Here is a 19,129-nt window from a genome sequence, read left to right as displayed (position 1 = left end):
TTCAATGGCTCGGAAGCTTGTTGTCCAGATAACCGATGATTACGACGGCGGAATCATTTCCGACGGCAACGTCGAGTCCGTGTCATTCGGTTTGGATGGCGTGAATTATCGGATCGAGCTACGACCGGACAATGCGGAGAAGTTGCGCCACGACCTCGGAAAGTGGATACATGCCGCGCAACGGGCGGACGACGGGCAGGACCGGCGGTTGCGGAGGGTGTCGGTCGAATGCGGGACGCGCTCTCGTGAGGAGTTGAATATCATCCGGGAATGGGCCCTCGGGCAGGGGTACCGAGTGGCGGCCCGCGGGCGAATCCCCGTGCGCATTCTCACCGCGTTCGCCGACGCGCATCTCATGTCCGGTGGTGGCGAGCACGAGGATGATCTGTCGCGCCAACGCGAGGCCGGCTAGTTCAGAAACCCGATGCGCGCAACGAACTCTCGTAGAAATCTTCGCGGGCAAGGCCGGGGCCGCCGAGCGTATGCTCGAACGCCGTGCGTAGTCCGCTGCCCGGCCGGACGCCCAATTCGTCGCGCAGTACTCGTTCGGCCAGCTTGTACGCCTCGACGGCCTCGGTATGACGACCGACCCGGCGAAGCGCGGTGATCAGTTGTAGTCGCATCCGCTCGTTGAGCGGGTCATCGTCGATGAAGCGCTTCGCGTTCCCGATCACCCGGTGGTCGTGGCCGAGCGCGATCCACGCATCGAGCAGCAATTCACGGGCGGTTCGCCGAGCCCGGTGGAGTTCATCGGCGGCCGCCGCGGCCAGCGGTCCGTCCAGCACACCGAGTAGGTCGTGATCGTGCCACAGGTCCAGGGCTTCCTCGAGTACCGTGACCGTGCTGGACGGGGCGGCGGGACCCAGGGTCACCGCGTGCTCCACCTGAGTGAGGAACCGGTGTGCGTCGACCGCCGAAGGGGGGACGCCGAGCCGGTATCCCGACGGGGTTGATTCGAGCATTGTGCTTGCGGCGCCGGCGCTTTGGCTGTTGAGCCAGCGTCGCAGGCGCGTCATGTGTGCGTGCAGGGTGTTCGAGGCGTTGCCGGTGGAGGCCAGCAGATCGAGCTCTTCGATCAGCTCGTCGCGGCGCACCTCATGACCGGCGCGCAGCGCGAGGACCGCGAGGATGGCCTGCAACTTCCGGCCGGGGAGCGTGGCCTCGACATCGTCGACGACCGATCGTATCGGGCCGAGAACCCGAAACTCTATTCTGGACATATGTTCATCTTTCCGGTCTCGGTGGGCCGCACCGGGTAGACGACACTGTCCCGGGCAATGCGCGAGTTCCGCGGCGTTCGTGAGATTTTCGGCGAGTATGCCGAAAATTGAGAATAGTTCTCGACTCGAACGAGCCGTCGGAATACTACGCTTTGCTCTCCCCCCGGTCCTGCTTTGTGATCGATCGACTATTGCTATTACTGCCGATCCTTCGTCGATTCGAATAATCGTCGATCGTGTTCGGTAGGTCACTATAGTCGACTATCGTTAGGCTATCATCGGGATATGTGCGTGTCAATCGATGGGTAAAATGTCCGACAAGTGCTGATTCGGCGCGGATATTCGTCATATCTGCGTACTTGTCCGGATATCAATCGGAAACAATTCGAATTCTTTCGGGGATGCGCTGCGGCAGTATTCCCCGCAGCACGACCAGCGCTGCCGCATCGCCCTGGAGGGCGATTCGTCCGGTGGCGATCGCCTCGTCGAGGGCGAGGCGCCCAGCGCTCAGGTCGCTGATGGTCGCCGAATCGGAGATGAGTGTCGCATCGACCGGCGCGAGCGGACCGGCGGTCACCTCGGCCTTCCCGTTCCGGATCGACAGCAACGCCGAGGAGTCGCCGAGGCGGAAATGGTAGGTATAGGCCGCGTCGACCGCGCTCGCGTCGATGAACCGGGCAAGGACGACCAGCGTCCACTCGGCCTTGTAGGCGTCCTCGGGTCCGGGCGCGAACAGACGCCGCATTCCCCACAGCGCCAACGGAATCAGCGCCTCGGCCAGCTCGTTGCCCGACTCGGTCAGTTCGTAGACCACCGCGGCGGCCGGTGGCGGCAGTTTCCGGTGGCGGACGACCGCGTCCTCTTCCAGTTGCCGCAGGCGCGCCGCGAGCAAGCTCGAGCCGATCCCGTCGAGCGCATCCGAGAGATCGATGTAGCGCTTCGGCCGGGCCATCAGCTCGCGCACGATGAGCAACGTCCAGCGTTCCCCGACGATATCGAGACCTCTTGCGAGACCACAGAATTGGTTGTAGGTGCGTCGAGCCACCGAGCCAGTCTAGCGACGCCGCCGTAAACCGGCGGGCGGTCGCTTCAGCGCCGTTTCAGTAGGTGTCAGGCCCGTTGCGGCGCTGCGGAAGATCGCTCGTCGACGACTTGGATTCCCGCCGTCTCGAGCAGCCCCTGCATCTGGCGCAGGGCGAAGACCTCCTCCAAGCCGAAGCAGCCGGTGGACCCGGCCCCCTCGACGCGGTGCAGGAGTTCTTCGCCGAATACCGCGGCAGCGGCTGCGGCGTGGGCATAGCCGCCGCGGCATTCGACAGTCCTGGTGGCGAGCCGAATGTCGCGGCGTTTCACCGACATCCAATGCATGATGGGTTCGGCGCTCGGCTGGGCGGGCGGGGTGCGGCGTCCGACCAGAAACGGCGCCATCGGAACCTCGGACAGCAGGCCCAGCGGATTGAGCGCGACCACGGTGCTGTGCAGGCGGTGCCGGTCCAGATACGCGTACGTGCGCACGACCCGTCCGGCCGAGGTGTCCAGCAGCCACGCCCGTTCCCGCTCCGCGAATCCGAAACACCGCTTGCGGCCGATGGGTTCGGGAAGGTCGATCGACGCGGTGTCGTGCCGGGGCGAGCGGCGGTTGTAGACGCCGTGCCGCCCGATGGTGGTGAGATTCTCGTGCACGAACGCGACCCCGGCGCGGCCGCTCATTCCGGTGGCGGGCAAGCACATGACGAATTCGATCGTGTCGGCCTCGGGGTACTCGCTGAGCAGATGAGCGATGACCAGATTCGTCACGCCGGGGGAGAGGCCCGCGTTCAGGACGACGGTGCCGTATGCGCGTTGCTGGGCCGCGCGCACGCGCAGTCGGCGTGCGGCGCTCGTCGGAATCGTCGCCAGATTGAGGACTCGGCCGCCATGGTCGAGGACCCAGCGCTCGACCGTGAGGTCGTGGTCGGGGACGGTATTGACGATCAGGTCGGCTCGGAAGGCGGTGTCGTGCAACGTCTCCGGGCGAGTGAGGTCGATCTGGACCGTACCCGGAGCTTCGGCCGGGCGTCGGCTGCCGCGCAGTACCTGCCATCCGATCTGAGCGAAAGTCGTTGCGACAGTGGAGCCGAGTACTCCGTCCGCGCCGACAACGAGCACAGTTCCCATCATCATTCGCTCCTCACTCTCGCGCGATAGAAAGCCGTCCCAGCCTGATTTGTACCGACCGTTGGTCGGCTACATACTTCAAGTATGTCATGTCGGGAGCGGCTTGGCAACGAGGTCGAGACAGGTGGGCGCGCGGCATCGACGCTGATCCGGACGGTCGGGTCGCAGACGAGGAAACGGGCGTGTCACCGATCGCGCGTAGATGTGGCCGACCGGATTGCGCGCAGAGGTACGACGATCACGACGAGGGCGGCCACGGGCGCGATGACAGGTATCCACGGCAGGTGCGCGGCCCCGACATCGGCCAGCAGGGCGATCGCGCTGAACGCGACGGCTCCGGCCGTACCCGCACCGATCTCCCGGATCGACGCGGGAGTCCATTTCATCTGTGTGCCAACGAGATACACCGTGGAGCCGAGACCGGCGACTGCGAACGACGCGGGGGAGGCGTCGAGCAGCACCAGCGTGACAGCCGCGACCGCTACCGCGGCGCACGCGGAGCGGACGTCGCGCAGACCCGCGAGCGTGAGGACCCCTGTCACGGCGAGCGCGACGACGTCGATCACCGTGACCTCCGCGGTGCCTCGAATCGCTGCGGCAGGGCATGGATGACCTCCGCGAGTTGCTCGGACCCGCCCCAGCCGAGGACCTCGACACCGGCGATGCCCATGGCGCGGTGCAGGGCCGCGCGGTCGAACGACCACAGGCGCGCCACCAGCGGATCCCCGTCGTCACGGAACGGGCTGTCCGGCAGGACGTCCACGACCACGACCCGATGGCCGCGCTTGCGTAACTCGATGAGCGACAACGCGAATCCGCTCTCCAGCAGCGTGGAGAACGCGACGATCGTCGCACCGGCGGGCATGGCCGCCGGCGGTGGCACGCTGCCGGTGAACCGGATCGCCGGACCGTCGTCGGGATCGAGCAGCGCATCGACGAGGCCGTAGAACTGGCGCCGCCCGCCGCGCGTCGGAACCCACCGGGACCCGGCGCCGGTGCATACCAGCCCGACCCGGTCGCCGCCGCCCAAGGCGGCCCAGGTGAGTTCGGCGATGGCGCGCACGGTCCGATCCAGGGCTTCGGGAGGTGCGCAGGTCGTGGACATCGACTCGTCGAAGAGCACCGCGACATCATTGGCGAGTTGCAGACAGCGCTCGGTGGTATGCAGGCTCGCCCGCCGTGCGGTCGCAGGCCAATTGACCACTCGCAGTGTGTCTCCCGGCGTGAAGGCGCGAATGCCCGCGAATTCCTGGCCCGAACCACGCAATCGGGAGTCGTGCCGTCCGATTCGCCGGGAGCGAGCCGTGCCGGACACCAGCGCAGTGCCCGGGACTACCAGCGGGTGCACCACCAGCTCGGCGACGTGGTGCCGGGATCGGAGGCGCACGAGCCCACCGCCGACGACCGCGAATAACTCGACAGGGATCGAATACCGCCCCCAGCGCCGCGCGGTGACCCGCAGTGTCATGGAGGTGGATGTCTGTGCTCGGATCTCTATCTCCAGTCCCTCGACATGCAGCGGATGTGCAATGTGCACTGCGCCGCTGCCGCGTGGCGCGATCGCGAAGACGAGATGGACTGCGACGGTGTCGGTTTCGATACACCGCACCTGCGCGGCGCATCCTGGTTCGGCCCCGGCCGCCGTGACCCGGATCTGTTCGGTGGGCGTGCGCCAGCCCAGCGACACCATGCCGAGCATCGGCGCCGCGAAGACGACCAGCTGCGGTTCGGTCAGCGAAACCGCCAGCGCGAGAACCAGTCCCGAACAGATTGCCAGCGCGACGGCGAGCGCGGTCGGATGGTAGGACGACCCCACCGGTGCGAGGTTGCGATCTCGTACCGCGGTCACAGCCGAGTCATCCGTTCGAGAATTTCACCGAGCGTGGCGCGCCCCGGACCGGGGACGCTGTCCGCGGTTACCATGGCCGCGGACGGGTCCACCCACCGCCACAATTCGGGGCCGAAGAAGTCCCGTCCGGCCTCGCTGAGGGCGTTCCCACCAGGCTCCGGAGATCCGATCGCCAGCAGGAATTCCCGCGCCAGCAGCGGTCTGACCTGCCGGTCCCACTCGCCGCGCGACCCGTCGGCATATTGCAGCAGGACCGAGGTCCGTGCGCGCCAGCGCGTCACGGACTCCATGCCCGGGGATTCCACCGGCGGTGTCACCACATCGCCTGATGCTCGCATCGACAGTGCAGCGAAGGCCACGACGATCGTCGCGAGCGCGATCCCCGACACGACAGCGAGCAGGCGCCGGTCGACAGCCACCGCCGCGAGTTCGACACCGGCGACAGCCAGCACTGCGACGAAGACGCCACGGTCGAAGGTCATTGTGCCGAATCCTCTTTCAGTCCGGCCAGCACGGCGCGCAGCAGTGCCGCGGCCTCGATCCGATCCCGCTCACCCATCGGGTGAGCGCTGTAGCGGGCCTCGGCGAACAGGGCGACCAGGCGGGCAGCGGTGTGGTGCGCGACGACGCCGAGTTCGACCGCACGCGCCAGCACATCGGACGGGGTGTCGGCGAGTGCGGGCGACAACCCGGGAACGGCGGCGAACTCCGCCTCCATCGCGCGATAACACGAGATGATCGTGGCGCGCGGATCTCGTTGGGGCGCAGCGGTTTCGTGGACCGCTGCGGAGACGGCGCGGGCCAGCGCCGTCCGCACGGTAGCCGTGTCGGGCACCGGGGCGGCTACTGCGGCGCGGCGACGGACGGCCCGCACCATGACCGCACCGACGGCGGATACCGCCGCCAGTATCGCCGCCGCTGCCGCAATGCCGAGGACGCGGAATTGGTTGTCGTCCAATGGAATCAGCGTGCTGCCCGGCGGTGCCGGGGTCGCTGCGGCCGCGTGCTGTGCGCCCGCATCAGCGGGCCGGGCAGGATGGTCCGCCGACGGCCGCAGAATCAACCAGCTCGCCGCGACGGCGGGTCCAGCCATGACCGCGAACAGGACGGCGAGCATCAGCAGCTCCCGCCCCGATACCCGGCGGCGGCGCCGGTCGCCGAGTACACGTTCGGCCGACTGCCTTGCCCCGCCCGCCGGTCGGCGCAGGAACGAGAGAACCGAGACGACCACGATGCACACCGAGACACCAGCAATCGCGGCCAACGGCACCACGGATTGCCGTTCTTTCGGCGATTCCGTCGCTGCGTGACCGGCGACGCCCGGCAGGTAGCCGTGCAAGGCGACCACGGTGACGACGACGGCCACGATCCCGAATACCGACCGCGCGATCCGCCGGTCGATGCCACCGTCGAAATCGCTATCCGGCAAGCTCACCGACCTCCCGACCGTTGTGAGCGAACGTGCCGATGCGTGGCACGGGAGTTCGGCCGAGCACATCCGCGACGATGTTCTCCCCGCGGATCCGGCGCACCCACACCTCCGGTCGCAGCGTGATGCGATGGGCCAGCACGGCGGCCGCGAGTGTCTTCACATCCTCGGGCATCACGAAATCGCGTGCCTGCAGCAAGGCGTGTGCCCGGGCGAGCTGGAGCAGATCGAGTTCGCCGCGCGGGCTGGCACCCACCTCCACCTGCAGGTGCGTTCGCGTGGCGCGTACCAGCGCCACAATGTATTCGAGAATGTCGTCGTGGACGGTGACGGCGTCGACCGCACGCCGCAGTCGCAGCAGCTGCCCGGCACCGAGCACTTGGCGCGCCACCGGTTCGTGCGCGGTCAGGTCCAATCGCCGTCGTAGCAGGGCCTTCTCATCCCCGGCGCTCAGATAGCCCAGCGCGATGCGGATCGCGAAGCGATCCAGCTGGGCTTCCGGTAGCGCATAGGTGCCTTCGTGTTCGATCGGATTCTCGGTGGCGAACACGATGAACGGCGTGGGCAGCGCGCGGGTGGTGCCGTCGATGCTGACCTGCCCCTCGGCCATCGCCTCGAGCAACGCCGACTGCGTCTTGGGGGGCGTCCGGTTGATCTCGTCGGCGATCAGGAGGTTTGTGACGATCGGCCCCGGCCGGTAGTCGAAGCCCCCGGTGCTCATGTTGTAGATCGCCGAGCCCATCAGGTCCGCGGGCAGCAGATCCGGCGTGAACTGCACGCGTTTCGTCTCGAGTCCCAGCACAGTCGCGAACGAGCGGGCGAGCAGTGTCTTGCCCAGTCCGGGCAGGTCGTCGATCAGCACATGCCCGCCGGCCATGATGGCGGCCAGCACCATCCGCACCGGTTGCGGCTTGCCGACGACCACGCGGTTCACCTCTGCCTGCACCCACTGCGCGAGCTCCGCGCACGAGGCCATTTCGTCGGAGTACACCGAGTTGCTCCTCATCCGGACAGCCGGGCTGTCCCCACGGCTGTACCCCAGATAGTCAGGGACATCAGCAGATTCGCGAGAACGGTGACAATGATCGACATACGGATCGCGCGCCCGGCGGCGATGCCGACACCCTCCGGGCCGCCGGTCGCGAAGTAGCCGTAGTAGCACTGGATGAAGACCGCCAGCACCACCAGCACGATCAACTTGAAGATGGAATAGAGCACGTCCACCGGCGTCATGAAGATGTTGAAGTAGTGCATGTAGGTGCCGTCGCTGACGTCGCCGATGAACAGCACCGTCAGCTCGGTGGACAGATACGAAACCGCCAGTGCCGCAACATACAACGGCACCGCGACCACAGCCACGGCGATGATCCGGGTGGAGACCAGGAACGGCATCGGACGGATAGCGATGGACTCCAGCGCGTCGATCTCCTCGGCGATACGCATCGAACCCAGTTGGGCGGTGAAACGGCACCCCGCCTGCACGATGAACGCTTGCGACGCCAGCAGCGGAGCGATCTCACGGGTACCGCCCAGCGCCGTGATCGATCCGGTCACCTGCCCGAGGCCGAGCAGATTCAGGTTGGTGAATGCCTCGATGCCGACCGTCATGCCGCCGAAGGCGCACATCGCCAGCATCACGCCGACGGTCCCACCGCCGGCGACCAAAGTGCCGTTGCCCCAGGTGACATCGACGATCAGCCGTGCCACCTCGCGCTTGTAGTGGCGCAGCGTCAGTGGGATCGCCATCAGTGAGCGCACCAGGAAGAACAGCAGGTGACCGAACGCGGCCAGGCCACGCGCCGGGGGTGCGACCACGCGGGCCGGGCGCAGCGCAGGGGGGATGTAGGTAGCAGCCATGACTCACACCAGTTGGGCGGGGAAGAGGGTGTTGTAGACCTGCGAGATCAGCACATTGGCGCCGAACAGCACGAGCGCGGACTGCACGACCGCCGCATTGACCGCATTCGCGACACCGGCCGGACCGCCGCGGGCATTGAGTCCGTGGTACCCGGCGATGACGGCGGTGAAGAAGCCGAACAGCGCCGCTTTGAACAGCGCAACGGCCACGTCGTTCGCACTGGCGAATCCGATGAAGGCCGCCACGAACGATCCCGGAGAACCGTGCTCGACATAGATGAAAAAGCCATAGGTGGAGGCGAATCCGACGAAGACGACGACGCCGCACAGCATGGTGCTGACCAGCGTCGCGGCCAGCAGCCGGGGGCCGACCAGACGGACCAGTGGATCAACGGCCATGGTGCGCATGGCGTCGATCTCCTCGCGAATCGTGCGAGAACCGAGGTCGGCGCAGATGGCCGAGCCGACCGCGCCCGCGATCATGATCGAAGTGACCAGTGGGGCGCCCTGTTTGACCACGCCGATACCGACAGCGGCGCCGTCGAACGATTCCGCGCCGACCTGCTTGACGACCAGGCTCACCTGCAACGACACGACGACACCGACCGGGATCGCCACGATCATGGTGGGAATCGCCGACACGCTCGACATGAACGCGCACTGCCGTACGAACTCGCGCCAGTTGAATCGGCCGCGCGCCAACGTGATCGCGAGGCCGATCAGCAGTTCGCCGGCCATGGTGATCTGCCGCCCGAAGGTGTCCAGCGCCTGGCCGGGATGGTCCTTCCAGAACCGTCGCACCAAAGCGGGCCGGGCTGCTGGATCGCTACCTCCCGTCGGCGGTGGTGCGACTGGTCGGTTCTGCGTACTCACACACAATCACCTACTCTGCGTATTAAACCGAATCCAAGTATGCGAGTGTGTGCAAGGTTTGTCCAGGGCTCGCGCGATGCGAGAAGGCTTGCGTGCCCGACATGTTCGATTCGGCGTCGGGCTGGGCCCGATGATCGGGGCGTTCCTGGACGTGGAGGCGGGCACGTTGACCACTCGCATACCCTGAGTACTATCACATACGTCGAGTAGGCCAGCGAGCGTCGACGGATATCGATGGAATGGATCGCCGGTCCGAGCAGCGGAAGGACACACCACCGATGTCAGATCACGGTCCGGGGAGATTCCTCGCACGCGTCGCCGGGAACCGACGATGGGGCGGTAGCCGGATGCCGGTTGTACTGGCCCTGCTGCTGGTGCTGCCGTTGCTCGCGGGCGCGGCGTACACGGTCGCGGACCGGGATCGCGATTCGTCGTCACGGCCCACCGTCGCTGTTGTGATCGGTCGAGCCGATCAGCAGACCGAACCCGGGGCGGGGGCGACCAAATTCGTCGAGATGCTTTCCGCCACAGCGGATTTCACCTGGCAATCGCGCAGCACCGACGACGCGCAGCGGGCGCTGACGAGCGGATCGGTGCTCGCGGCGGTCGTCGTACCGACCACCCTCGGCAGCTCGAGTGGTGCCGCGCAACAGATTTCGGTCCTCGCGAGCCGGACGGAGTCCGATCCGATCGCGATCGCCCGCCTGGTCGGTCTGGTCTCGTCGAGTGCGTCCGCGGTGACCGCGAGCGAGGTATCGACCTCGGTGTCGAAGGCGCGCAAGGACCTCAACCTCGCCGCACTCACGGCGACCGGGATCAAAGGCGCCGTCAGCCAGGCCGACACCACGTTCTCACAGGCGCTCGGCACCGTGGATCAGCTGATCACCCAGGCGGAACCGCTGATCGACAGCGCGACGACACTGCTGGCCGGAATCCGGGACAACACAGCGGTCGTCCACGACATCGCCGCACAGCTCGCGACGTTGTCGACCAGCATGCGGGGAGTCGACCTGACCCTTGCCGACATCCAGCGCGGGGTTGCCCTCGCCGACCAGAGCAGCCGATCGGCCGCGGATTTCGTCCGCCAGACGGCCGCGGTCCGCGCCCAGTTGAGCGCCATGATCCGTCCGATCCTCGAAGCGCTGAACGCGGCCGGCCTGCCCGACCAGGGGCTGATCGACCAACTCGCTCGAGTGCTGACGACCGTCGACGGTAGCTCCGACCAGCAGGTGTCCAACGGCGTCGACGCGGTGCACCAGGCATCGGAACAACTCGCAAAGCAATTGGCCGACCTGTCCGGGCTGGTCGGTGCTCCCGTGCAGCCGGAGATGCAGGTCGCCGACGTCCTGGACCTGGCGGTCGAGCGCCTCGGATCCATCGAAACACTGTTGAACCAGGGCGATGCCACGATAAGCCAGGTGACCACTCAGCTCAATCAGGCGAAAGAGCAACTGCCGGGGATCCAATCCACCGTGCGGTCTCAACTCGACCAGTTCAAGCAGGTCAGTGCACAGCTGGTCGACTCGCTCGACCGCGGCGTGCGGGAGCTCCCCGCGCAAACGGGGCCCGCACCGACCGGCAAGAGCGTCAGCGTCGCCGACTCCTCGAACCTAGGGGCCGATGTCGGCGGACACCCCGCGGCCCGAACCGCCCTGCTCTTGATCACCGGAGCGCTGTTGATCGCCGCCGTCTGCTCCGCATTGAAAGACCGTGTCCACGTCGGCTGGTTCACGTCGGCGAAGGTCACTGTGCTCTCGACGGTCGGCCTGATCGTCAGTGCGGCAGCGATTCTCGGGATGTCGGCCCATCGTGTGCTACTCACGGTGCTCGTGGCGTTGTCCGCGTTCGCACTGGTCGGCGCGGCGGTGGCGCTGGAGCGACTGTTCGGGCGATGGGGGCTCGCGGTGATGGCCGCGGTCGTCGTCGCCGCGGCAATGATCGGAACGAGTGGGACGTACCAGGACGCGAGCGGGCGCGCGATACGCCGGTTGCTGCCCACCGACTATGTGATCAGCAGTCTGAAGGAGGCCGCCACCGCGGGCTTCTCCTCGCAGCTGATCCTGCCGATGGCCGTACTCTCGGCGCTCGTGGTGGTCTCCGCCGTTGCGGTCATTGTCACCGACGCCGGTCGCCGACGCGTCGAGGGCGCCGAGTGACCACCATCGGCCGCGGATTCGACGTACCCACCGCGTTGATACCCCTGGTCAGGACTTGGTGTGCAGACCTTCGAACATGCGCAGCATGACGGCCTCGACCTTCTCGGCCGAGGTCTGCGGGTCCGCGGAGAAGGCGATCAGCATCGATGACTCCGACAGTATGTGAAATACCAGCTGCGCCGCGATGTCGATGTCGACAGGCTGCAGTCGATCGGCGTCGTGCACGAGCTGCACAAGGCCGCGGATCAACGGCAGGACCAGTTCTGAGTCCAGCTGCTGCCTGCGCTCTGCGCCGAGTACCGTGCTGGCCTGTTTGAGCAGAGCGCAGCCTTCGGCGTCGGCCGCGCGCCTGCGCAGCACCGTCTGGGAACAAGCGACGATCAGGTCCCACGGGTCGGCGTCGAGTTGTTGCCCGTGCACCTGCATGACCGCTTCCATGAGCTTGCGTTCGGAATCTCGGTAGACCTCGACGAATAGCTCCTGCTTATCGCGGAAATGGTGGTAGACCGCGCCTTTGCTGACATCGCAGTCTCGGGCGATGTCGTCGACCGATGCGGCGTCGAAACCCTGCTCCACGAAGAGCCTGCGTGCCGATTCCAGAAGTGCGGCGCGCGTCATGGCGGCATATTGCTCTCGCCGAGTCATCTTCGCAGTAGTCACATACCCGATAATACTCTCTGGCCGCCGGTCGTTTACATACTCTGCCTGCGGAAGCGCCAGAAACTCCAGGTAATTCGGGTCGTGGACGAGGGCTCGAATTTCAGCGCGATTTCATCGGCGCGGCCGATTATTCGACGCCGGAAAACTCAGCCCGCTTCCCGTTGGGTCTCCGGTGGCGACGGTGTGGGTCTGATGAGCGCCAGTGTGCGTGTGGCACGGGCGGATTCGGCGTCGGTGACGTCGATACGGGCCATGGCGCGCCGCAGGATGGGTGGTGCCATGACCGAGGTCACCACCGCGACCAGGATGAGAATCGTGTAGGCCTCGATGCTCAGCACACCGAGACGCAGACCGACCATCGCGATGATCACCTCGATGACGCCGCGTGCGTTCATTCCCGCACCAAGGGCGATCGACTCGGTGCGGCTCAGGCCGCTCACCGTGCCGCCGAGGTACGCACCCAGGAATTTGCCGACGATGGCCATGACCAGGATCCCGAGGGCCGCGAGCAGCAGGGGCACTGTGGTGAGTCCGGACAGGTCCATCCGCAGGCCCGCGGTGGCGAAGAACAGCGGTGCCAGCACCGACATCACGACCTGGTTCAGGGGGGCCAGCGGCGCGAGGTCGACGCGGGTCGAACCGAGCAGCGATCCGCACAGGAAGGTGCCCAGGATCGCTTCCAGGCCCAGCGACTGGGTCGCCGCGGCACTGGCGAACAGCAGGATGACGACGACGCCGATCGCTGTGGAGGGATCGCCGCTGCCGGTGGCGCGGCGCATGATGAGCTGGGCCAGTGGCCGCCCGAGCGTCAGCGCGAACACGACGATGCCTGCCAGATACCCCAGCGAGGTCAGCACGGTTGCGGTGCGCAGGCCGTGGGTGGCCATCGCCGAGACGACCGAGAGTAGAAACCAGCCGACGGCGTCGTCGATCATGCCTGCGGTCAGAATGAGCTGTCCGACATTGCGATGCGTGAGATCGAGCTCCATCAGCGTCTTGGCGATGACGGGAATCGCCGACACACAGATCGCGATCCCCATGAACATCGCGAACACGGCGGGCGAGGTGTGATCCGGGCGCAACGGTACCGGTGCCAGTAGGCCACAACCGATTCCGAGTGCCAGGGGGACGACCAGACCGGCGATGCTGACCGCGGCGGCATTGCCCACGCGCTGCTTGATCCCGTCGAGTTCGAGTTGCATACCGGCCAATCCGACCAGCAGCAGAACCCCGACTTGGCCCACCGCGTCGAGCAGGTGCGCCTGTTCACCTTGGGCCGGGAACAGCCAGTGCGATGCCGTCGGCCAGGCGTGTGCCAGCAGCGAGGGGCCGAGCAGCACGCCCGCCACCAGTTCGCCGACGATCGAGGGCAGTCCCACTCGGCTCACCACCGCGCCGAGCCCGCGTGCCGAGACCAACAACACCGCGAGTTGCACCAGCAGAACCAGCAGCGCGTGGGCGGGTATGGGGGGAGCTATGGGGCTGCTCGCGAGGATCATTGCCGGACCCACGGATTCATCTCCTCGTATTGATGCGGCCAGCGGCACGCGCGGCCTTGGTTGCGGCGAATTGCCGAAAAACGCGGTTGCCCAACGAGTTCGCCTGGGCCTCGGTGCGCCGGGCGAGATACCAGTCGAGTGCGCGACCGCCTGGACCGCTCGTCGGCACGCTGCGGGCTCGTCTGCGCCACCACAGCGCGACGTCGTGCGGTTCGCCGGTGACGATCCGCTCGGCCACGAGCAGACCGGCATACGTTGCCATCGCGACTCCGTGGCCGCACCATCCGGCGGCGACGAGGGTGTGCTCGTTCGGCGAGCCGATCACGGGCACGCTGTCGAGCGTCATGCCGATGGGACCCGACCACGCGTGACTGAATTGCAGGCCGACCAGACTGGGGTGCAGCAGGCCGAGCGCGGCGGCGAGATAGCCCCGGTCGATCACGCTCGACCCGTGCACGCCGCGGCGGACGGCGCCACCGCCGACGATCACCCGTCCGTCGACGGTGAGCCGGTAGTAGGGGGCGAGCTGGCCGAGTTCGATCAGTGAATGGTTGCCGAGCCAGCCCACGCGGGCCAGCTCGTCATCGGTGAGGGGGTGGGTCGCCGCGGCCTGTGCCCGCATCCCCACCACACCGGTGGGTCCCAATCCGGCGGCGAACCCGTTGAGCGTCAGCACGACACGGTCCGCGGTGACCTCGCCGTGCTCGGTGTGTGCGCGCGTGGGCGTGCCGTACTCCACGCGACGCACCGCGCTGCGCTCGAAGATCCGGACCCCGCGCTGCTCGGCGAGCCGAGCGAGCGCGGTGGTGAGAGCCGCCGGGTCCAGGGTCGCGGCAAATGGGTAGCGCAGCCCGCCACGGTACTGGCCGGGGCGGGTCGGCAACGCCGACGCGGGGACCTCCTCGATGCCGAGCTGAAGTGCTTGGGCCGCTTCGAGTTCGAGCTCCATGGCCCGCTCCGACTCCGCGTCGGCGGCGACGGTCAGCTGGGTGGCGCGGGTCAGGTCGCAGGCGATGCTGTGCCGCGCGCACAGGTCGATCACATGCCGGACCGCGTGCTCGGAGGACTGGTAGAGGGCCCGGGTGTCCTCGTCCCCGTATCTTCGCCGGGCCACCGAGAGCGGTGGTCCGACACGGGGTCCCAGCAGACCTGTGCCGCGTCCGCTCGCCCCGGCCGCCACTCGATCCGCCTCCAGGACGACGATGTCGCGGTTCGGGTCGAGTTCGGTCAGATGCAGTGCGGTGGACAGACCGGCGAGGCCGCCGCCGACCACGACGACCTGGCAGCGCAGGCGCGTGTCGAGACGGCCACGTGACTGCGATGGCTGTTTCCACAGGGGTTGGTCGCCGCCCGCTCCACTCGCGGGTATGCCGCCGTTCGTGCTCATCGCGCGAGGGCCCTCCGCTCGGCGGCCGGGTGGCTAGGCCGTCTTCTGCGCAGGTCACGGCGATCTGCGCGGTCGAGCAATTTCAGATATGCCGCAAGGCCTTTCGTGCGTGCGAACGCCGTCGGGATGGTTGGCGCGCCGGTTCGCAGCCACGGGATCGGCGGTGCCGGGTTGCCCGCGAGCTGCTGACCGAACTGCCACGCGGCCACCACCGAGGTCGACAGGCCGTGACCGGTCCACGCGCCCGCGTAGTACAGACCACCGCGGCGCGGCACCTGCCCGACGACGGGTAGCCGGTCGAGCGTGCCCGCCTCGAGCGCCGACCAGCGCGCGGCGATGGCCACATTGGTGAGCGCGGGGAACCGGCCGATCATTTCTCGGTGCAGCCGTTGATATGTCGCCGATGCGCCGGACCGATCCAGGACCGGGCGCTGTCCGGGCAGCGTGGTGGGTCCGCCGCCGAACAGCAGCCGGTGGTCGGGGGTGAGCCGATAGTGGTTGAAGAAATTCCGTTCGTCGATGATCGCGCCGCGGCCGTTCCAGCCCAAGTCGTCGAGCTGCTGGTCGGTCAGCGGAGCGGTCGCGAGCGCGTAGCCACGCAGGGCGAAGACCGACCGGGGATGCGGATTCAGCACTTCGCCATAGCCATTGGTCGCCAATAGCACGCGGGGCGTGGTGATCCGGCCGTCCTCGGTCTCCACGACGGGGGTGGGCTGGCCGGTGTCGACCGCGACGACCGGGGTGCGCTCGTAGATCTCCACCCCGGCCCGCCGCGCCGCCTCGGCGAGCCCTACCACCAGCCGGTACGGGTCGACCAGCAGCGCGTCGTGCTCGATACCGCAGATGTACCCCTGCCCGGCTTGCTCGTCGAGTGCCGCACCCGTGATGAGCCGCTGCTCGATACCGAGCTCGCCGAGGTTGGTGACCTGGTCGTGCTGGTGGCGGCACTGCGCTTCGGTGAGCGCGACGCGCGTGTGGATTTCATCGCGTGCCGCACAGTCGATGTTCTCGGTGCGCACCAGGTCGCGCAACAGCGCCACGCCGCGCTGCGAGGCGTCGTGGGCCGCGCTCGCCGCGGCGTCGCCATGTTTCGAGCGGCATTGCGCGACAGGAATTTTCATGCCGGGTGTGACGATGCCGGTGCTGCGGCCGGTGCTGCCGCCGCCGACACGGTCGGCCTCGAGCAGGATGATGGTGGCTCCGCGCAGGACCCGGGCCGCGTAGTAGGCAGCGGTGAGACCGGCGATGCCGCCGCCGACGACCACCAGCTCGGCGCGGCGTGCACTGTGCAGGCGTGGACCGGGCGGGACCGTCGTCGCCGAGCGCATCCAGATCGGCGTGGTCTCCGCAGCGTCGCTGTGGTCGTTCATGGGCTCAACTCCTCACAGAGCGTTGGTGATTCGCGCGAGACACCAGATGTCTCGGAGGTGGATACGGTTCGGGAAAGCGATGTACTCGGGGGTCTCCAGGTGGGGACGCCACTTCTGTTTGAACGCCAGCTGCCGCGTGGCCGGATACAGGGCCGCACCGCGATCGCGGATCAGTTCGGCTGTGCGGCCGAGCATTCGGCTGTTGGCACCTTCGATCGCATGCCGGGGTTCCAGGCCGACGAACGGCGTCAGCCCCAGGTGCATCCACGCCGCGCCGTCGCCGCGGAGACGTTCGGCGGCTTCGGCGAAAATATGCTCGATAACGCCGGGAGGGGCATCCGGCCGACGCCGCGTCAGGTCGTACAGCCAGCCCGGCTGTGCGCCGAAGACCGGAGAATACGAGACGTACGCGACGACGCGGCCATCCTGCTCCGCGACGAACAAGCGGCGGTGCTGTTGCATCGGACCGCCGCGTTGCCCGATGAGGAAGCGCATCTCCTTGACGTGACGGCCCTTGTCCCGCAACCATTCCGCGTCGATCGCATCGAGCTGGCCGCTGAACTCCGGGTCACGCAGCCGATCGGCGTCGGCCTCGGAAACGGTGGTTCCCTCCCGCCGTGACCGTGTGATCATGTTGCGCGTCTTGACGAACTTCTGACCGCGCAGGGTGAAGTCGGACAGGTCGATGCTGTACGAACAACCGAATTGGTTGACCACCCAACCGGATTCCGCCACTCGCTCGGCGTCTGTGCGCGGCAGCTGTACCGCGATGACCCGCCGGTGCGCGCGGTGTGCCGCCGCGGCGAACTGCTGCTCCAGCTCGGCCTGGTGACCCGCGGCGGCGCACGGCCCGGTGAATTGCACCCAGTACCGCTTGCCGAAAGGGCGGTAGATGACCAGGCCGGGCACGCGCGGAGTCGTGAAGTATCTGTTGTCGTCGGACAGGCCGAGAAAGGCGGAAGAGCTCTGCGCGAATGCGCGCAGGCTGTCGAGGACGATCGGCGCGTCGGTGGTCGCCGACCGTGCCAGGCTCAGGTTCCGTTCCACAGGTCACCGTTCCAATCGCGGGTCGCCTTGTCGTGCGCAGCGTCCGCGATGTCGGCGAAGCGCTGGCTGTGCCAGATCAGGGGGCGGCCGAGGCCAGTTCCGGCGGCGACCACCTGCCCGACGACCAGGACGTGGTCGCCGTACTCCCGGGCGTCGGTGAGGCGGCAGACGGACCATCCGAGGGTCGCGTCGAGAATCGGCACATCGTGTATCCGGCTGTGGTTGCTGTCGGTGAATCGGGTGCCGGTCGCGGAAGCGAAGTCCTGGGCGACCTGCCGTTGGTGGTCGGCCAGCAGTTGCACCCCGAAACGCCCGCGGTCCTGAATCGCGGACAGGGTGTAGGACCCGGCGGCCAGGCAGACCAGGAGCAGGGGCGGCCGCAGGGACAGGGAGGTGACGGTGGAAGCGGTCAGTCCGACCGGCCCGGTGTGGCTCAGTGCCGAGACGATCGACACGCCTGCGGCCAATTTCCGGTACAGGCGGACACATTCGGCTGGGTCCAGCCCGGAATCATCCTCGGCCAGTAAGGGAGCGGGTGCGCGGGTGTGCGTATTCATGCGGTGCCGTCCTGCCGGAGCGATTGCCGGTCCTCCATGAACTGTTCGATCAAGGCTTCGAACGGTCCGGGCTCGGCCCCGCTCGAACCCCTTCGCACTCGGCGTTCGAATTCGGTGAAGGCGGGAACGGCCTTGGGCTCGAAGGGAACCGCGAACGACTTCACGAAGTTTCCGAACAGCGCGCGATCTCCGAACAAGTGGATCGGCACGACGAGCAGAGCCCATTCCCATCCGCTGACCAGAACCCAGAGCGCAACGACAGCGGATTGTGTTGTCATGCTGTGCATCGTGTTGTACAGCACGTAATAGACGCGGCCCACCTCACCCGTTTCGGACCGCAGGTGGGCGATCAATCCGGGCACGTATCCGATGAGGTCGATATAGACGAACAGGATGACCGCCGGAACCCATCGGATTTGACCGAGGTGCAGGAAGAACGCTGTCGTGCACGCGATCAGGAAGATTCCGTACTCGACGCGGAGCAGGGTGAAAGTGGTCTTGGTGGCGAAACGGTTGATGTGATCCATCGGATTCCTCGCTGTTCAACCCGCCAGGGTCTCCGGTTCGCTCGGCGTGAGAGCCAGCTTGCGCGCCACTGCCGCGGAGACGGCGGGATCGTCGACCACCTCTCCCTTTCCGAGCAGGCGATGAATGACGAGGGCAATTCCTTCCTTCAGCACTTTGCAGGCGATCGGGTCGAGAATCCCGGTGAGACTTGGGATTCCGAAATCGAAGGTGACTTCGAAGGTGACTTCGCAACCTCCGGGCAACGCCTCCACCTGCCAATGACCGCGGAAGATCTCGAAATCTCCGTCGATCTGCTCGAAGACGATCCGCCGTCGGGCCGGTTGAAAGTAGTCGACTTCCGACCAGCGCAAGGGGCCGCTGCGAAAGCAGACCTCCCAGTGGCTGGTGACCGGCCCGTCCTCGGCGCGGGACTCGACTTCGACCGACCGCACTTCGTCGACCAGCGCGGGATACTCCTCGAAATGGCCGATCAGTTCGAACGCGAGGTCGGCATCGACGCTCGCTGCTCGGACCTTCAGAGTCAGAGTCTGCATATGAAAC

At 67.0% G+C, this 19,129-nt stretch carries 20 protein-coding genes; 2 read left to right on the top strand and 18 right to left on the bottom strand.

All coding sequences use genetic code 11. The annotated features are described in order from the left end of the window. Positions 1–4: 4 nt before the first annotated feature. Positions 5–412 (top strand): histone-like nucleoid-structuring protein Lsr2, encoded by a 408-nt coding sequence (locus NP3_RS16670; protein WP_063042331.1) that lies wholly within the window; start codon positions 5–7, stop codon positions 410–412. Position 413: 1 nt separating this feature from the next. On the opposite strand, the gene NP3_RS16665 is transcribed toward NP3_RS16670, so the two are convergent. From NP3_RS16665 to NP3_RS16620, 10 genes are all read right to left on the bottom strand, one after another. Continuing rightward, entirely contained in the window at positions 414–1,220 is an 807-nt protein-coding gene (locus tag NP3_RS16665) for an AfsR/SARP family transcriptional regulator (protein ID WP_063042329.1), read from the bottom strand. A 370-nt stretch (positions 1,221–1,590) separates the two neighbouring features. Continuing rightward, positions 1,591–2,265 carry a winged helix-turn-helix transcriptional regulator gene (locus tag NP3_RS16660; protein ID WP_063042327.1) on the bottom strand — a complete coding sequence of 225 codons (675 nt, stop codon included), beginning with the start codon at positions 2,263–2,265 and terminating at the stop codon, positions 1,591–1,593. Positions 2,266–2,330: 65 nt separating this feature from the next. Then, positions 2,331–3,380 carry a saccharopine dehydrogenase family protein gene (locus tag NP3_RS16655; protein WP_157124355.1) on the bottom strand — a complete coding sequence of 350 codons (1,050 nt, stop codon included), beginning with the start codon at positions 3,378–3,380 and terminating at the stop codon, positions 2,331–2,333. Between the two features lie 182 nt (positions 3,381–3,562). Then, a complete protein-coding gene (locus NP3_RS16650; protein ID WP_063042323.1) occupies positions 3,563–3,943 on the bottom strand; it encodes a hypothetical protein in 381 nt (126 codons plus the stop codon). Then, positions 3,940–5,226: a DUF58 domain-containing protein gene (locus NP3_RS16645; RefSeq protein WP_063042321.1), complete on the bottom strand. Its 1,287-nt coding sequence runs from the start codon at positions 5,224–5,226 to the stop codon at positions 3,940–3,942. The genes NP3_RS16650 and NP3_RS16645 overlap by 4 nt, the downstream gene beginning before the upstream one ends. Next, a complete protein-coding gene (locus NP3_RS16640; protein ID WP_063042319.1) occupies positions 5,223–5,708 on the bottom strand; it encodes a hypothetical protein in 486 nt (161 codons plus the stop codon). Before NP3_RS16640 ends, NP3_RS16645 begins: the two co-directional genes overlap by 4 nt. After that, entirely contained in the window at positions 5,705–6,661 is a 957-nt protein-coding gene (locus tag NP3_RS16635) for a DUF4129 domain-containing protein (RefSeq protein WP_063042317.1), read from the bottom strand. The genes NP3_RS16640 and NP3_RS16635 overlap by 4 nt, the downstream gene beginning before the upstream one ends. Continuing rightward, positions 6,645–7,631: an AAA family ATPase gene (locus NP3_RS16630; RefSeq protein WP_063042315.1), complete on the bottom strand. Its 987-nt coding sequence runs from the start codon at positions 7,629–7,631 to the stop codon at positions 6,645–6,647. Before NP3_RS16630 ends, NP3_RS16635 begins: the two co-directional genes overlap by 17 nt. A gap of 26 nt (positions 7,632–7,657) precedes the next feature. Next, entirely contained in the window at positions 7,658–8,512 is an 855-nt protein-coding gene (locus NP3_RS16625) for an MlaE family ABC transporter permease (RefSeq protein WP_063042313.1), read from the bottom strand. Between the two features lie 3 nt (positions 8,513–8,515). Beyond that, a complete protein-coding gene (locus NP3_RS16620; RefSeq protein WP_373864760.1) occupies positions 8,516–9,385 on the bottom strand; it encodes an MlaE family ABC transporter permease in 870 nt (289 codons plus the stop codon). A 347-nt stretch (positions 9,386–9,732) separates the two neighbouring features. Between NP3_RS16620 and NP3_RS16615 the strand changes: the two genes are divergently transcribed. Next, a complete protein-coding gene (locus NP3_RS16615; protein WP_063042309.1) occupies positions 9,733–11,541 on the top strand; it encodes a hypothetical protein in 1,809 nt (602 codons plus the stop codon). A gap of 48 nt (positions 11,542–11,589) precedes the next feature. Here NP3_RS16615 and NP3_RS16610 read toward each other — a convergent pair whose 3' ends face one another. From NP3_RS16610 to NP3_RS16575, 8 genes are all read right to left on the bottom strand, one after another. Next, on the bottom strand, positions 11,590–12,201 hold the full coding sequence (locus tag NP3_RS16610) for a TetR/AcrR family transcriptional regulator (RefSeq protein ID WP_063042307.1): 612 nt from the start codon (positions 12,199–12,201) through the stop codon (positions 11,590–11,592). Between the two features lie 146 nt (positions 12,202–12,347). Then, positions 12,348–13,712, bottom strand: a complete 1,365-nt coding sequence (locus NP3_RS16605) for a cation:proton antiporter (RefSeq protein ID WP_245720970.1) — start codon at positions 13,710–13,712, stop codon at positions 12,348–12,350. A 4-nt stretch (positions 13,713–13,716) separates the two neighbouring features. After that, the gene (locus NP3_RS16600; RefSeq protein WP_084508637.1) at positions 13,717–15,087 is read right to left on the bottom strand and encodes an NAD(P)/FAD-dependent oxidoreductase; all 1,371 of its coding nucleotides are present in this window, start codon (positions 15,085–15,087) and stop codon (positions 13,717–13,719) included. Next, positions 15,084–16,457, bottom strand: a complete 1,374-nt coding sequence (locus NP3_RS16595; RefSeq protein ID WP_063042304.1) for an NAD(P)/FAD-dependent oxidoreductase — start codon at positions 16,455–16,457, stop codon at positions 15,084–15,086. The genes NP3_RS16600 and NP3_RS16595 overlap by 4 nt, the downstream gene beginning before the upstream one ends. Before the next feature lie 12 nt (positions 16,458–16,469). After that, positions 16,470–17,504, bottom strand: a complete 1,035-nt coding sequence (locus NP3_RS16590; protein ID WP_245720969.1) for a DUF2156 domain-containing protein — start codon at positions 17,502–17,504, stop codon at positions 16,470–16,472. Continuing rightward, complete coding sequence (locus NP3_RS16585) at positions 17,489–18,061, bottom strand: flavin reductase family protein (protein WP_063824793.1); 573 nt, start codon at positions 18,059–18,061, stop codon at positions 17,489–17,491. The genes NP3_RS16590 and NP3_RS16585 overlap by 16 nt, the downstream gene beginning before the upstream one ends. Next, on the bottom strand, positions 18,058–18,588 hold the full coding sequence (locus NP3_RS16580; RefSeq protein ID WP_063824792.1) for a hypothetical protein: 531 nt from the start codon (positions 18,586–18,588) through the stop codon (positions 18,058–18,060). Before NP3_RS16580 ends, NP3_RS16585 begins: the two co-directional genes overlap by 4 nt. Before the next feature lie 15 nt (positions 18,589–18,603). Beyond that, positions 18,604–19,122: a type II toxin-antitoxin system RatA family toxin gene (locus NP3_RS16575; RefSeq protein ID WP_063042302.1), complete on the bottom strand. Its 519-nt coding sequence runs from the start codon at positions 19,120–19,122 to the stop codon at positions 18,604–18,606. Positions 19,123–19,129 lie beyond the last annotated feature (7 nt).

Origin of the sequence: Nocardia pseudovaccinii NBRC 100343 (genome assembly GCF_001613225.1) — a bacterium.
GTDB lineage: Bacteria > Actinomycetota > Actinomycetes > Mycobacteriales > Mycobacteriaceae > Nocardia > Nocardia pseudovaccinii.
Note: the sequence above shows the minus strand (reverse complement) of the source record. Positions and strands in the feature narration are given on the sequence as shown.